Below are 12980 nucleotides of genomic sequence, written 5' to 3' on the forward strand. Positions count from 1 at the left end.
CGAGCCCATCCCTTCGCCCCCTACGCATTCCGGGCACCTGTCCCGCCATTCGGCGGCGCGGGTGCCCGAACTGTTTTCCGGGGCATTCTCCCGACCACTCCTTTTGGGGTCATGAAACTCTCATGAATGGCGGGGGAGGATGGGGCGGTTGGCGGGCGAGTAGGAGTTGTGGTGGGTATCGGGAACGATTTGCGGCGGGTGGTGCGCGGGCGGGTGCTCGTGGCGGGGGACGAGGGGTTCGACGGGGCGCGGACGCCGTGGAATGTGGCTGTGGAGCAGCGGGTTTCGGCGGTGGTCGAGGTCGTGGACGCCGCGGACGTGGCGGCCGTGGTGGAGTACGCGGCCAAGTTCGGGGTGGCGGTCAGCGTGCAGGGGACGGGGCATGGGGCCTCGGCGGCGGCGGATGGGACGGTGCTGGTGCGGACCGGCGGACTCGCCGATATCGCGGTCGATGCCGGGGCTCGGACGGCTCGGGTGGGGGCCGGGGTGCAGTGGGGTGCGCTGTCGGAGCGGACCGCGCCGTACGGGCTGGCGGGTGCGGTGGGAAGCTCGCCGGTGGTGGGGGTTACCGGGTACACGCTCGGGGGCGGGCTCGGATGGTTCGCGCGCAGTAGGGGATTCGCGGCGAACGCGGTGCGCGCGGCGGAGGTCGTGCTGGCGGACGGCACCCGGATGCGGGTGACCGCCGAATCGGATCCGGAGCTGTTCTGGGCGCTGCGCGGTGGCGGTGGGGACTTCGCGGTGGTGACGGGGCTGGAGTTCGAGCTCTTCGAGACCGGGCCGCTGTACGGCGGGCGCATGCTGTGGGATGCCGAGCGGGCAGCGGAGGTGTTCGCGGCGTTTCGCGAAGCGACGGCGGAAGCCGATGAGCGACTGAGCATCTGGGTGACGCTGGTGCGCTTCCCGCCCTTCCCCCAGGTGCCCGAACCGCTGCGGGGCCGGATCATGATCGCGGTGGATGTGGTTGGTGTGGAAGGGATTACCGGACCGCTACACCGGTTCGAGGCGATTCCCGGTGCGGTGCTGGACAATCGGCGACCCCTGGAGGTGACCGAGCTGGGCGGTATCTGCATGGAGCCGACCGCGCCGAGTCCGGCCCGGGTGCGCGCGGAACTGCTCACCGATTTCTCCCCGCATGTCACCGATGTGCTGCTCGGCACGGCCATGGCGGGTGCGGCGGACGCGCCCGGCCCGGAACGCTCGATCGCGCCGCTCGCACTCGTGCAGGTCCGCCAGCTGGGTGGTGCGCTGTATCGCCCGCGTGCCGATGCGGGTGCCGCCGGTGGGATTCGCGAACCTTATCTGCTGTCCATGCTCGGCCCGGCCCCGACGCCCGACCATGCGGCCGCGGTCGCCGAACGGCAGCGGTCGATAACCGCGGCGCTGCATTCGCACGTCTCGGGTCGTAAGCCGCTGACCTATCTGGACGCGGGTGATTCGGCGGCGCAGGCCTTTTCCCCGGACACCCTGACCCGCCTGCGGTCGATCAAGCGCCGCTACAACGAGCAGGGCACCGTGCGGAGCAGCTTCCCCTTCGCGATCTGACCCCGATATTCCGCCTCGGAGGTGGGTGAGGGGAGTCACCGTGAAATGGGGATGGGGTATGCCCCGCCCGGTGTTGCGCAATTTCATGGCGAATTCTGTACCCGGCGTGGACACGACCGTCGAGGCACCCGCAACGGTGGGCTCGGTGGTCGCGCAGCGGCGCTGGCCGGTGGCGGCGATACTGGCGCTGGCGCTGGGCGGATTCGGTATCGGCACCACCGAATTCGTGACCATGGGTTTGCTGCCCAATATCGCGGACGATATGAGCGTCTCGGAACCCACTGCGGGACATATTGTTTCGGCGTACGCGCTGGGCGTGGTGGTGGGTGCGCCGGTGATCGCGGCCATGGCGGCGCGGGTCGGCCGCAAGAAGTTGCTGATCGCGCTGATGGTGGCGTTCAGCGTGGGTAACGCGGCGAGCGTGATCGCGCCGACCTTCGCGACGCTGACCGCGGCGCGCTTCGTCTCCGGTCTGCCGCACGGTGCGTATTTCGGTGTCGCCTCGCTGGCGGCGGCCTCGCTGGCTCCGGTGGGTCAGCGGGCCAAGGCGGTTGCCGCGGTTATGCTGGGATTGAGCGCCGCCAATGTCGTCGGCGTTCCCGCAGCCACCTGGCTGGGCCAGCATCTGGGCTGGCGGGACGCCTTCGTGGTGGTGACGATTATCGGATTGGCCACCATCGCCGCGATTTTCAAGTTCGTGCCGGAGTTGCACGGAATTCGCCTCACCGATCCCCGGACCGAGCTCGGCGCGCTACGCCGCTCGCAGGTACTGCTGACGCTGGTCGTCGGCGCGGTCGGCTTCGGCGGCATGTTCGCCGTCTACACCTACATCACCACCACCCTCACCGATGTCGCCGGAATGCAGGTGGGCTTCGTCCCGATCGTGCTGATGCTCTTCGGCCTCGGCATGGTGGCGGGCAATATCCTCGGCGGCATCCTCGCCGACCGCGGCGTGGACCGCTCGATCTTCCTGGCCCTGCTGTCCATGGTCGTCATCCTCGCGGCCTTCGTCGCAGCCGCGCACAATCCGTTCACCGCCGCCATCGGAGCCTTCTTCATCGGCGCGTCGGGTGCGGCCCTGGGCCCGGGCCTGCAGACCCGCCTGATGGACGTCGCCCACGACGCCCAAACTCTGGCCGCCGCACTGAATCACGCGGCCCTGAATATCGCCAATGCCGCGGGTGCCTGGCTCGGCGGCCTGGTCATCGCCGCGGGTCTCGGCTATACCGCGCCCGCCGTGGTGGGCGCGGGGCTCGCGGTGCTGGGCACGCTACTGTTCACCGCGACGGTCGCGATCGCGCGCAGGTCCGGATCCAGGGCCGCCGCAATCGGGCAGTGAACATACACGGATGTATGTAAGTGTAATATCCGTGGTATGACCAGGTCCGATGTCTCGAAGCCGCCGCGCCGCACGCAGGAGCAGCGGAGCACCGAGACGCGGGTGCGGTTGCTGGACGCCACCATCGAATGCCTCGTCGAATTCGGTTATGCCGGAACCACGACGCCGCGGGTGGCCGAGCGGGCGGGCGTGACCCGGGGTGCGCAGGTGCATCATTTCGGGTCGAAGACCGATCTGGTGGTGGCGGCCATCAGTCATCTGGCGCAGCGCCGGACCGAGGCCGCCATGCAGGAGATCGGGCGGGTGCGGGCGGGCGGGGATCCGCTGGGTACGGCGCTCGAGTTCATGTGGGAGCTGCATCAGGGGCCGCTGTTCATCGCCGCCATCGAATTGTGGGTGGCCAGCCGCACCGATCCGGTGCTGGCGGTGGAGATGGAGAAGGTCGAGCCGTACGTCAACAACGCGGTGCTGCTGGCGGTGGCACAGCTGGTGCCGAATGAGATGCACCGCAAGAGCGTTCGCGATTTCGCGTACACGGCCATGGACACCCTGCGCGGGATCCTGGTCACGAACTTCATCTCCCCGGATCCGGCCCGCGCGCATCGGCGCTGGCTGCGCGCGTCGGCGCAGCTGCACCTGGTAGCCAAGTCCGTCATGCCGGACCTGTATATCGCCGACTGATCCCTCCGGATTCAGCGGCTTTTCACCATCTCACCTGTATGTTCCGCGCCATGCGCGTGAACTGGTGATCTTGTGCGCACATCTGTCGATTCGCCATGCCCTCTTGCCTACTTACATACAGCTTTGTATGTTTGTTTCTAACCGGCCCGATGGCGGGCGGCCTGATGTGAGGAGTTCGATGGCGAACAAGGTCTACGTCGTCGGCGTCGGCATGACGAAGTTCGAGAAGCCGGGGCGACGCAAGAACGAGGACGGCAGCAGCTGGGATTACCCGGATATGGCTCGCGAGTCCGGCACCAAGGCGCTGGCGGACGCGGGCATCGACTACCGGGAGATCGAGCAGGCGTACGTCGGATACGTGTACGGCGAATCCACCTCGGGCCAGCGCGCGGTCTACGAACTCGGCATGACCGGCATCCCGGTGGTGAACGTCAACAACAACTGCTCCACCGGTTCCACCGCGCTTTACCTTGCCGCACAGGCGATTCGGGGCGGGCTTGCGGACTGCACGCTGGCGCTGGGCTTCGAGAAGATGCAGCCGGGCTCACTGGGCTCCAGCTATGACGACCGCGAACAGCCGATGGCCAAGCATGTGATGGCGCTCGCGGAGATCTCCGAGGTGCTGTTCCCGGTGGCCCCGTGGATGTTCGGCGCGGCCGGCCGCGAGCATATGGAGAAGTACGGCACCACGCTCGAGCATTTCGCCAAGATCGGCTACAAGAACCACAAGCATTCGGTGAACAACCCGTACGCGCAGTTCCAGGAGGAGTACTCGCTCGAGGACATCCTGAACTCGCGGATGATCTACAACCCGCTCACCAAACTGCAGTGCTCGCCCACCTCGGACGGTTCCGGCGCGGCCATCCTGGCCAGCGAGGAATTCGTGGAGCGGCACGATCTGGCGGGGCAGGCGGTGGAGATCGTCGGGCAGACCATGACCACCGATTTCCAGTCCACCTTCGACGGCAGCGCCAAGAACCTCATCGGCTACGACATGAATGTGCAAGCGGCCGAGAAGGTTTACGCGCAGGCGGGCCTGGGCCCGGAGGACTTCCAGGTCATCGAGCTGCACGACTGCTTCTCCGCCAATGAACTGCTGCTGTACGAGGCCCTGGGCCTGGCCAAGGAGGGCGAGGCCGGTCAGCTCATCGACGCGGGTCAGACCACCTACGGCGGCAAGTGGGTGGTGAACCCGTCCGGCGGGCTCATCTCCAAGGGACATCCTTTGGGCGCAACGGGTTTGGCGCAGTGCAGTGAACTCACCTGGCAACTGCGCGGCACCGCCGACAAGCGGCAGGTGGACAACGTCACCGCCGCCCTCCAGCACAACATCGGCCTGGGCGGCGCGGCGGTCATCACCGCCTACCAGCGCGCCGACCGCTGAATCACGCAGTACCCGAACAGCTTTCATCACAAGACTCGACGAGGAGCACCTCTCATGGGACATATCGAAGCCAGCAAGGACCTGACCGCCTCCCCGGACGCCCTGTGGGCCGTCGTCTCCGATCCGCAGACCTGGGACAAGTGGTTCTCCATTCACGAGCGCTGGCTGGAGGAGCCCCCGGCCGTGCTGGCCCCCGGCTCCAAACTGGTCGCCAAGATCCTCATGCTGGGCATGGCGAACAAGATCGAATGGGTGGTGGAGAGCGTCGACACCCCGAATCGCCTGGTACTCAGCGGAACCGGCATGGCGGGTGTGAAGGTGCAGTTCGCCTTCGACATCACCCCCGAGGGCACCGGCAGCAAATTCTCCGTCTCCGGTGACTTCGAGGGCGCGCTCATCAAGGGCGCACTCGGCAAGGCGGTCGAGAAGGACGGCCTGAACCAGCTCGACAAGACGCTGACCGCGCTCGACGCGCTGGCGACGGCGGCCTGAGATGGGCGGCAGCGCAGTCGAATTCAACGCATCCGGGCTCAATGTCTGGAGCGATGAGGAACCCTTCGAGGTCACCGGCGAGCGCATCGCCGAATACGCGGCCGCCACCAACGATCCCATCGAAGCGCACCTCAAAGGCGCTGTCGCACCGCCGATCTTCGGCATCGTCCCGGTCTTCGAGGCCATGATGATGCCGGTGCTCGAGGTGGTGCCGATGGATATCTTCGGCCGGGTCGTGCACGGCGAGCAGGACTTCCACTTCCACCGGCCGATCCGCCCCGGCGATCAGTTGGTATCGCGGGCCAAGGCCATCGGCTACGAGGGGAAGGACAATGGCTCGACCATCACCATCCTCATCGAATGCCGGGCGCAGGACGGTGAACTCGTCAACGAGCAGTATCTGACGGCGTTCTTCCGCAATGTGAACGCGGGCCCCAAGGTCGGTGACGGCGCGCCCTCGCACCGCTTCGACGCGGCACTGGCCGAACAGCCCGCGCTGTTCACCGTGCCCGCGCACGTGGATCTGGATCAGACGTACCGGTATTCGCCCGCCTCGGGCGATCCGGTGCCGCTGCACCTGGACGAGCAGGTCGCCAAGGACGCGGGCCTGCCCGGCATCATCGCGCACGGCCTGTGCACCATGGCCATGTCCTCCTGGGCGGTGCTCACCGAAACGGCGGGCTTCGATGTCGGCCGCCTGCGCCGCTTCGCGGTGCGCTTCTCCAAGATGGTCTTCCCCGGTGACGACCTGGAGACCCGCATCTGGCGCAAGGGCGCCGAGAACGGGGAAACCACCTACGCCTTCGAAACCGGCCGCGGTGCAGACCTGGTATTGACCGACGGCCTCGCCGTCATCGCCGACTGAGTTCGGGCACAAGACTTTTCGAATCCGTAAGGGAGCAGGACATGGGAGCACTGGAAGGACGGGTCGCCGTCATCACCGGCGCGGGCCGCGGTATCGGCCGCGAGCACGCGCTGCTGTTCGCGCGGGAGGGCGCGGCCGTCGTGGTGAACGATCTGGGCGGCAGCAATTCCGGTGAGGGCGCGGATGCCGGGCCCGCGCAGGAGGTGGTGAACGAGATCGTCGCCGCAGGGGGGCGCGCGATCGCGAACACCAGTAGTGTGGCGGACTGGGCGGGTGCGAAAGAGCTTGTCGAGCAGGCCATCTCGGAATTCGGGCGGCTCGACGTGGTGGTCAACAACGCGGGCATCCTGCGCGACGCCTTCCTCGCGGGTATGGATGAGTCGCAGTGGGATTCGGTGGTCGCGGTGCATCTGAAGGGGCATGCGGCGGTACTGCATCACGCCGCCGCGTACTGGAAGGATCAGTCCAAGGCGGGCAATCAGCCCAATGCCGCGGTCATCAATACCGCCTCGGCCTCGGGCACCACGGTGCCCAATGCCGGACAGGCCAATTACGGTGCGGCCAAGGCCGGTATCGCCGCGCTCACCCTGGTGGCCGCCGATGAGCTGGCCCGCTACGGCGTGCGCGTGAATGCCATTGCGCCCATTGCCCGTACGCGGCTCACCCTGGCCACCCCGGGTATGGGCGCGATGATGGCCGCCGAGGCCGAAGCCGTGGAAGAAGGCGATTTCGACGCCTTCAGCCCGGCCAATATCTCCCCGCTGGTGGCGTACCTGGCCACCGAGAAGTGCCCGATCAACGGCAAGGTGTTCGCCGTGCAGGGCGGTGCGATCTCCGAACTCGCGGGCTGGCATGACGTGAAGACCATCGAAACCGAAGGGCCGTGGCTGGTCGACGATATCGCCGCCCGCCTGCCCTGAGACCAATTGGAGAACAACGATGTTCGAATGGTCCGAGACCGATGAACTGATCCGCTCGGCGGTGCGCGGTTTCATCGACAAGGAGATCCGCCCGCAGCTGGACGGTCTGGACAGCGGTGAGGTGTCGCCGTACCCGATCATCCGGAAATTGTTCAGCGAGTTCGGAATCGACGTATTGGGTGCGGAGTCGATCGAGAAACTGCTGGCCAAGCAGCGTAAGCGGGAGGAAGCGCTCGCCGCGGGAGAACCGCTGCCGGAGAAGAAGGAACGCAAGTCCGGCGACGGCGGCCCGTTCGCCGGGCAGGAATCGATGATGGCGGTGCTGATCGCCGAACTCTCCGGCGTCTGCATGGGTTTGGTCACCGCCATGGGTGTCAGCATCGGTCTCGGCGCGACCACCATCATGTCGCGCGGCACGCTGGCTCAGAAGGAACGCTGGCTCGGCGATATCGTGACCATGAAAAAGGTTGCGGCATGGGCGATCACGGAACCGGATTCGGGCTCGGACGCCTTCGGCGGTATGAAGACCTACGTCCGCCGCGACGGTGAGGACTACATCCTCAACGGCCAGAAGACCTTCATCACCAATGGCCCGTTCGCCGATGTGGTGGTCGTCTACGCCAAGCTCGACGAGGGCGACGGTGCGGACAAGCGCGATCGCAAGGTGCTGACCTTCGTACTCGACAAGGGTATGGAGGGTTTCGCGCAGGGCAAGCCGTTCAAGAAGATGGGGCTGCACGCCTCGCCGACCGGTGAGCTCTTCTTCGACAATGTGCGGCTGTCCAAGGATCGCCTGCTCGGCGAGACCGAGGAGCACAAGGGCGGTGACGGACGCGACAGCGCCCGAACGAGTTTCACCGCCGAGCGCGTCGGCGTCGCCTTCATGGCGCTGGGCATCGTGAACGAATGCCACCGGCTCTGTCTGGATTACGCCAAGAATCGCAAGCTGTGGGGCCAGGAGATCGGGCGTTTCCAGCTGGTGCAGTTGAAGCTGGCGAAGATGGAGATCGCCCGCATCAATATCCAGAACATGGTGTTCAGCGTGCTGGAACGCGGTCGCGCGGGTAAGCAGCCCTCGCTCGCGGAGGCCTCGGCCATGAAGCTGTACTGCTCGGAGACCGCCACCGAGGTCGCCATGGAGGCGGTGCAGCTCTTCGGCGGCAACGGCTACATGTCCGAGTATCACGTGGAGCAGCTGGCGCGCGACGCCAAATCGCTCATGATCTACGCGGGCAGCAATGAAATCCAGGTCACCCATGTGGCGAAGGGATTACTCGGGCGATGACCGGCTCCGATCACAGCGTGGTGATCGAGGCCGCGCGGGAGTACGCCGGGGTGCGGACGCGGGAACTGTCGGTCGCGGGGACGGGACCGACAGTTGTTCTCCTGCACGGATATTGCGATAGCGCCGACACCTGGCGCGGTGTGCTGACCCGGCTGGCGGCGGCCGGGCGGCGCGCCGTCGCCGTGGATCTGCCGGGCTTCGGCCTGGCCGATGCGCGGCGGCCCGGGGCGCTGACGCCGCAGTTCGACGGCTTCGCGGACGCGCTCATCGCGGCGCACGGACCCGTTGTGCTGGTGGGCAATTCGCTGGGAGCCGCCACCGCGCTGCATGCGGCGGCGCGCGATCGGGAGGGGCGCGTACGCGGGCTCGTCACCCTGGACGAACCGCTGCTGGCGCGACATCTGCCCGCGCGGGTGGTGCGGCTCGGTGAGTTCCGGCGGCTGTTCGACCTCGCCGGTCGGCTGCCGGTGCCGGATCGCCTGGTGCACTGGACGGTTCGACACGGCGTGCAGCGGTTCGTCTACGGCCCGGGATATCGTGCCGATCCCGAATTCGTCGCCACCGCGCTGCGGTCGGTGCCGAATATGGCGGCGGCGGCCGAACGCGGGCGGGACGCTGTCCGATACGCCCGCGAACATCCGAGCGGGCACGGTGCTCGCACCGTCTCCTGTCCGGTGTCGGTGGTGCACGGCGCGAAGGATCGCATCATCCCGGTGCGGGCGAGCCGCGAACTGCACGCCCTGCTGCCGGGCAGTGAGCTCACGGTGCTACCGAAAGCCGGGCACTGCCCACAGCTGGACGAGCCGGAAAACGTGACCGCACTCGTGCTCGGCATTCTGGCCCGCGCGGACGGGCATCGGGAGCACGCTGGATGACATATCCCCGCTCCGGCATCGAGGAGACGAAATGACGCTGGCAACTGTGATTTCCGGAAAAGTAGTGGTCATCACCGGCGGCGCGCGCGGTATCGGTTTCGCGACCGCCCGCCGCCTGCGCGACCTCGGCGCGCAGGTCGCCATCGGCGATGTCGACGAGGCCAAGGTCAAGGAGTCCGGCGCGGATCTCGGGCTGGAGGTGTACGGGAAACTCGACGTCACCGATCCGGACGGATTCTCCGCCTTCCTCGATGAGGTGGAGCGGCGGCTGGGGCCGGTCGACGTGCTGGTCAACAATGCCGGGATCATGCCGGTCGGGGCCTTCGATCAGGAGCCGGAGCGGGTCACCCGGCGCATTCTGGATATCAATGTCTACGGGGTGGCGGTGGGCAGCAAGCTGGCCGCGCAGCGAATGTTGCCGCGCGGCAGGGGAACCGTCATCAATATCGCCTCGCTGGCGGGGGAGGCGACCACGCCCGGGCTGGCCACCTACTGCGCGAGCAAGGCGGCGGTGCTGGCGCTCACCGATACGCTGCGGCTCGAATATCACGAGTCCGGGGTGAATTTCTGTTCGGTGCTGCCGACCTTCACCAATACCGAACTCATCGCGGGTACGCAGGGGGCCAAGGGCCTCAAGAACGCCGAACCGGGGGATATCGCCGAGGCGGTCGCCAAACTCATCGCGCAGCCGCGGCGGCGGGTGGCGGTCACCCGGCTCGCCGGACTGCTGGTGGCCTCGCAGCACTACATGCCGCGCCGGGCGAGTGAGGCGCTGGGCCGGGCCTTCGGCCTCGAACACGTCTTTCTCGACGAAGTCGATCAGGACGCGCGCCGCGCCTACGAACAGCGCGCTCGGGGCCTGGACGACTGAATCACGTTGTCGAAAAACCTGAATGGGGATCCACGTTGACCGAAAAGCCAATCAGCCTGTGCGCGGCTTTTCAAGCCACCGCCGCCCGCCATCCGGATCGGGTGGCGCTGCGCGGTCCGGGCGGGACGCCGAGCTATACCTGGCGCGAGTATGCCGACAGAGTGCGCGAACTGGCGACCGGACTGACCGCGCTCGGCGTGCGGGCCGGGGACACGGTGGCGATCATGCTCACCAATGTGCCGGAATTCCATCTGGCCGATACGGCCGTACTGCACACCGGCGCGACGCCGTTCTCCATCTACAACACCTTTACGGCGGAACAGGTTTCGCATCTGTTCGGCAATGCGGGCAACAAGGTGGTGGTGACCGAGTCCCAGTTCGTGGATAAGCTGCGGGCCGCGAATATCGACGGGCGGGTGCGGCATTTCATCTGTGTCGACGGGCCGGTCGAGGGTGGGTACACGCTCGACGAGGTGGCCGGGCTGTCCGCGCCCGACTTCGATTTCGACGCGGCTTGGCGTGCGGTGCGGGCGGATTCGCTGCTGACGCTGGTCTACACCTCCGGCACCACCGGGCCGCCCAAGGGCGTCGAGCTGACGCACGCCAATATGCTGGCCGAATTCTCCGCCGTCGACGGGGTTTTCGACGTGCGTCCGCAGGATCGGGTGATCTCGTATCTGCCCGACGCGCATTTGGCGAACCGTGCCTTCTGCCATTACAACAATCTCATCGAGGGCGTGCAGGTCACCACGGTGGCCGATCCCAAACAGCTGGTCGCCACGCTTGCGGAGGTGCGGCCGACGCTGTTCCTCGCGGTGCCCGCCATTTGGTACCGGCTCAAGGCCGGTATCGAAAACATCGTGGCGCAGGAGAGTTCGGTCAAGCGCGCGCTGGTCGGCTGGGCCATCGGAGTGGGAATCGAAGTGGCGCGGCGCGATTCGGATAGGCGGCCGATTCCGCTCACACTGCGCTGGCAGCACGAGGCGGCGGAACGGCTCGTATTGCGCACGCTGCGCGCGAAAATGGGCTTGGATCAGGTGCGCGCCGCCGTCACCGGAGCCTCGCCCATCGCACCGGACGCCATGGCTTTCATTCTGGGACTCGGCATTCCGGTGTACGAGGGCTGGGGAATGACCGAGACCTCGGCCGCCGCCACCCTGAATCGGCCCGGCGGCATTCGGATCGGCACCGTGGGCCCGGCGCTGCCCGGTACCGAGGTCACCGTCGCCGACGACGGGGAACTGCTGGTGCGCGGACCGCTCATCATGCGCGGGTACCGGCATGATCCGGAGCAGACCGCCGCGGCCATCGACGCCGACGGCTGGATGCACACCGGCGATATCGGGACCATCGACGCGGACGGCTATATCCGCATCGTCGATCGCAAGAAGGAACTCATCATCAACGCGGCGGGCAAGAATATGTCGCCGTCGAATATCGAAGGGGCGGTGAAGGTCAGCTGTGCGCTGGTGGGCGCGGCCATCGCCATCGGCGACAATCGCAAGTTCGTGACCGCGCTGTTCACCCTCGATCCGGACGCCTGTGCCGCCTATGCCGCACAGCACGGGCTGTCCGACGTGTCGCCCGCGGTGCTCGCCGCCGATCCGGGCGTGCTGGCGGTCATCGAAGCGGGGGTCCGAGCCGCCAATGAGCGGCTCGCGCGCGTCGAGCAGATCAAGAAGTACACGGTGCTCCCCGTGACATGGGAGCCGGGCGGTGATGAGCTGACCCCGAAGATGTCACTCAAGCGCAAGCCGATCGCCGCGAAGTACGCCGCCGAGATCGAGGCGCTGTACGAGTGATTCCGGCCGTACGGTGTGCCAAAAGATAACTGACGGTCGGTTCGTGCGACTATCGCGGCATGACATCGCTGTCGGATCTGCTCCCCGAAGACGCGATCGAACTGGATGTGCCCGCCGAGGACTGGCGTTCGGCCATTGCCGCCGCCGGTAGCCTGCTGACCGCCACGGGCGTGGCCACGGCCGACTACACCGACGAGATGATCCGCAATGTCGAGGACAACGGGCCGTACATCGTCATCGCCCCCGGGTTCGCGTTCGCGCACGCCCGGCCCTCACCGGCGGTGCAGCGCACCGGAATGTCGTGGGTGCGATTGCGCGAGCCGGTCGCGTTCGGGAGCCCGAATGATCCGGTGGATCTGGTGGTCGCGCTGGCGGCCACCGACTCCGGGGTGCACACCGATGCCATGGCCGCGCTGGCCCGGCTGCTGCTGGAAGCGGGTGCGGATGAACGCTTGCGGGCGGTGGCGACACCGCGCGAACTGCGGGCGCTGATCGCGGGGGAGGATGCGGCGGAAGGGACCATGCCGTCCGTCGTGGCCACCCCCGTCGCGGAGCCCGAGCCCGAGCCGGTTACTGAAACCGATACGGCGGCAACGACTTCCCGAGCAGCGCGCGGCAGCGGACCGGTCACCATCCTCACCGTGTGCGGGAACGGCGTCGGCACCAGCCTGTTCCTCAAGAGCACCCTGGAGAAGGTGCTGACCCGCTGGAAATGGTCGCCGTACGTGAATGTCGAAGCCACCGACACCATTTCGGCCAAGGGCAAGGCGAGCGAGGCGGTCGCCATCCTCACCTCGGGGGAGATCGCGAAAACACTGGGGGATGTCGGTATTCCGGTGGAGGTCGTGGAGAACTTCACCAGCACAGCCGAAGTCGACCGCAGGCTGCGCGAACTCTTCGACGTGTAGGAAGGCGAGCCCG

General features: G+C 67.0%; 12 protein-coding genes. All 12 read left to right on the plus strand.

Features of this window, described 5'->3' with window-relative positions:
* Positions 1–171 precede the first annotated feature (171 nt).
* The 12 genes from AB0L82_RS34275 (at position 172) to AB0L82_RS34330 (ending at position 12967) form a co-directional block, all read left to right on the plus strand.
* The gene (locus AB0L82_RS34275; protein WP_364646045.1) at positions 172–1545 is read left to right on the plus strand and encodes an FAD-binding protein; all 1374 of its coding nucleotides are present in this window, start codon (positions 172–174) and stop codon (positions 1543–1545) included.
* Between the two features lie 136 nt (positions 1546–1681).
* Entirely contained in the window at positions 1682–2884 is a 1203-nt protein-coding gene (locus AB0L82_RS34280; RefSeq protein ID WP_364646516.1) for an MFS transporter, read from the plus strand.
* A gap of 36 nt (positions 2885–2920) precedes the next feature.
* Positions 2921–3565, plus strand: coding sequence for a TetR/AcrR family transcriptional regulator (locus tag AB0L82_RS34285; protein ID WP_364646048.1), 645 nt, complete (start codon positions 2921–2923; stop codon positions 3563–3565).
* A gap of 178 nt (positions 3566–3743) precedes the next feature.
* A complete protein-coding gene (locus tag AB0L82_RS34290; protein ID WP_364646051.1) occupies positions 3744–4949 on the plus strand; it encodes a lipid-transfer protein in 1206 nt (401 codons plus the stop codon).
* Between the two features lie 54 nt (positions 4950–5003).
* Complete coding sequence (locus tag AB0L82_RS34295) at positions 5004–5441, plus strand: SRPBCC family protein (protein WP_364646054.1); 438 nt, start codon at positions 5004–5006, stop codon at positions 5439–5441.
* A gap of 1 nt (position 5442) precedes the next feature.
* Positions 5443–6306, plus strand: a complete 864-nt coding sequence (locus AB0L82_RS34300; RefSeq protein WP_364646057.1) for a MaoC/PaaZ C-terminal domain-containing protein — start codon at positions 5443–5445, stop codon at positions 6304–6306.
* A 41-nt stretch (positions 6307–6347) separates the two neighbouring features.
* On the plus strand, positions 6348–7226 hold the full coding sequence (locus AB0L82_RS34305) for an SDR family oxidoreductase (protein ID WP_364646060.1): 879 nt from the start codon (positions 6348–6350) through the stop codon (positions 7224–7226).
* 19 nt (positions 7227–7245) lie between these two features.
* Positions 7246–8511, plus strand: a complete 1266-nt coding sequence (locus tag AB0L82_RS34310; RefSeq protein ID WP_364646063.1) for an acyl-CoA dehydrogenase family protein — start codon at positions 7246–7248, stop codon at positions 8509–8511.
* Entirely contained in the window at positions 8508–9386 is an 879-nt protein-coding gene (locus tag AB0L82_RS34315; RefSeq protein WP_364646065.1) for an alpha/beta hydrolase, read from the plus strand. The genes AB0L82_RS34310 and AB0L82_RS34315 overlap by 4 nt, the downstream gene beginning before the upstream one ends.
* Positions 9387–9417: 31 nt before the next feature.
* Positions 9418–10257, plus strand: a complete 840-nt coding sequence (locus tag AB0L82_RS34320; RefSeq protein WP_364646068.1) for an SDR family oxidoreductase — start codon at positions 9418–9420, stop codon at positions 10255–10257.
* Positions 10258–10292: 35 nt separating this feature from the next.
* A complete protein-coding gene (locus tag AB0L82_RS34325; RefSeq protein WP_364646071.1) occupies positions 10293–12059 on the plus strand; it encodes a long-chain fatty acid--CoA ligase in 1767 nt (588 codons plus the stop codon).
* Between the two features lie 59 nt (positions 12060–12118).
* Positions 12119–12967 (plus strand): PTS sugar transporter subunit IIA, encoded by an 849-nt coding sequence (locus tag AB0L82_RS34330; protein ID WP_364646074.1) that lies wholly within the window; start codon positions 12119–12121, stop codon positions 12965–12967.
* The last annotated feature ends 13 nt before the right edge of the window (positions 12968–12980 follow it).

The sequence above is a fragment of the Nocardia sp. NPDC052001 genome (genome assembly GCF_040680615.1).
GTDB lineage: Bacteria > Actinomycetota > Actinomycetes > Mycobacteriales > Mycobacteriaceae > Nocardia.

Coding starts and splice junctions, on each gene's coding strand:
- AB0L82_RS34285 (WP_364646048.1), top strand. CDS start 2,921: ATGACCAGGTCCGATGTCTCGAAGCCGCCGCGCCGCACGCAGGAGCAG.
- AB0L82_RS34295 (WP_364646054.1), top strand. CDS start 5,004: ATGGGACATATCGAAGCCAGCAAGGACCTGACCGCCTCCCCGGACGCC.
- AB0L82_RS34290 (WP_364646051.1), top strand. CDS start 3,744: ATGGCGAACAAGGTCTACGTCGTCGGCGTCGGCATGACGAAGTTCGAG.
- AB0L82_RS34305 (WP_364646060.1), top strand. CDS start 6,348: ATGGGAGCACTGGAAGGACGGGTCGCCGTCATCACCGGCGCGGGCCGC.
- AB0L82_RS34320 (WP_364646068.1), top strand. CDS start 9,418: ATGACGCTGGCAACTGTGATTTCCGGAAAAGTAGTGGTCATCACCGGC.
- AB0L82_RS34310 (WP_364646063.1), top strand. CDS start 7,246: ATGTTCGAATGGTCCGAGACCGATGAACTGATCCGCTCGGCGGTGCGC.
- AB0L82_RS34330 (WP_364646074.1), top strand. CDS start 12,119: ATGACATCGCTGTCGGATCTGCTCCCCGAAGACGCGATCGAACTGGAT.
- AB0L82_RS34315 (WP_364646065.1), top strand. CDS start 8,508: ATGACCGGCTCCGATCACAGCGTGGTGATCGAGGCCGCGCGGGAGTAC.
- AB0L82_RS34300 (WP_364646057.1), top strand. CDS start 5,443: ATGGGCGGCAGCGCAGTCGAATTCAACGCATCCGGGCTCAATGTCTGG.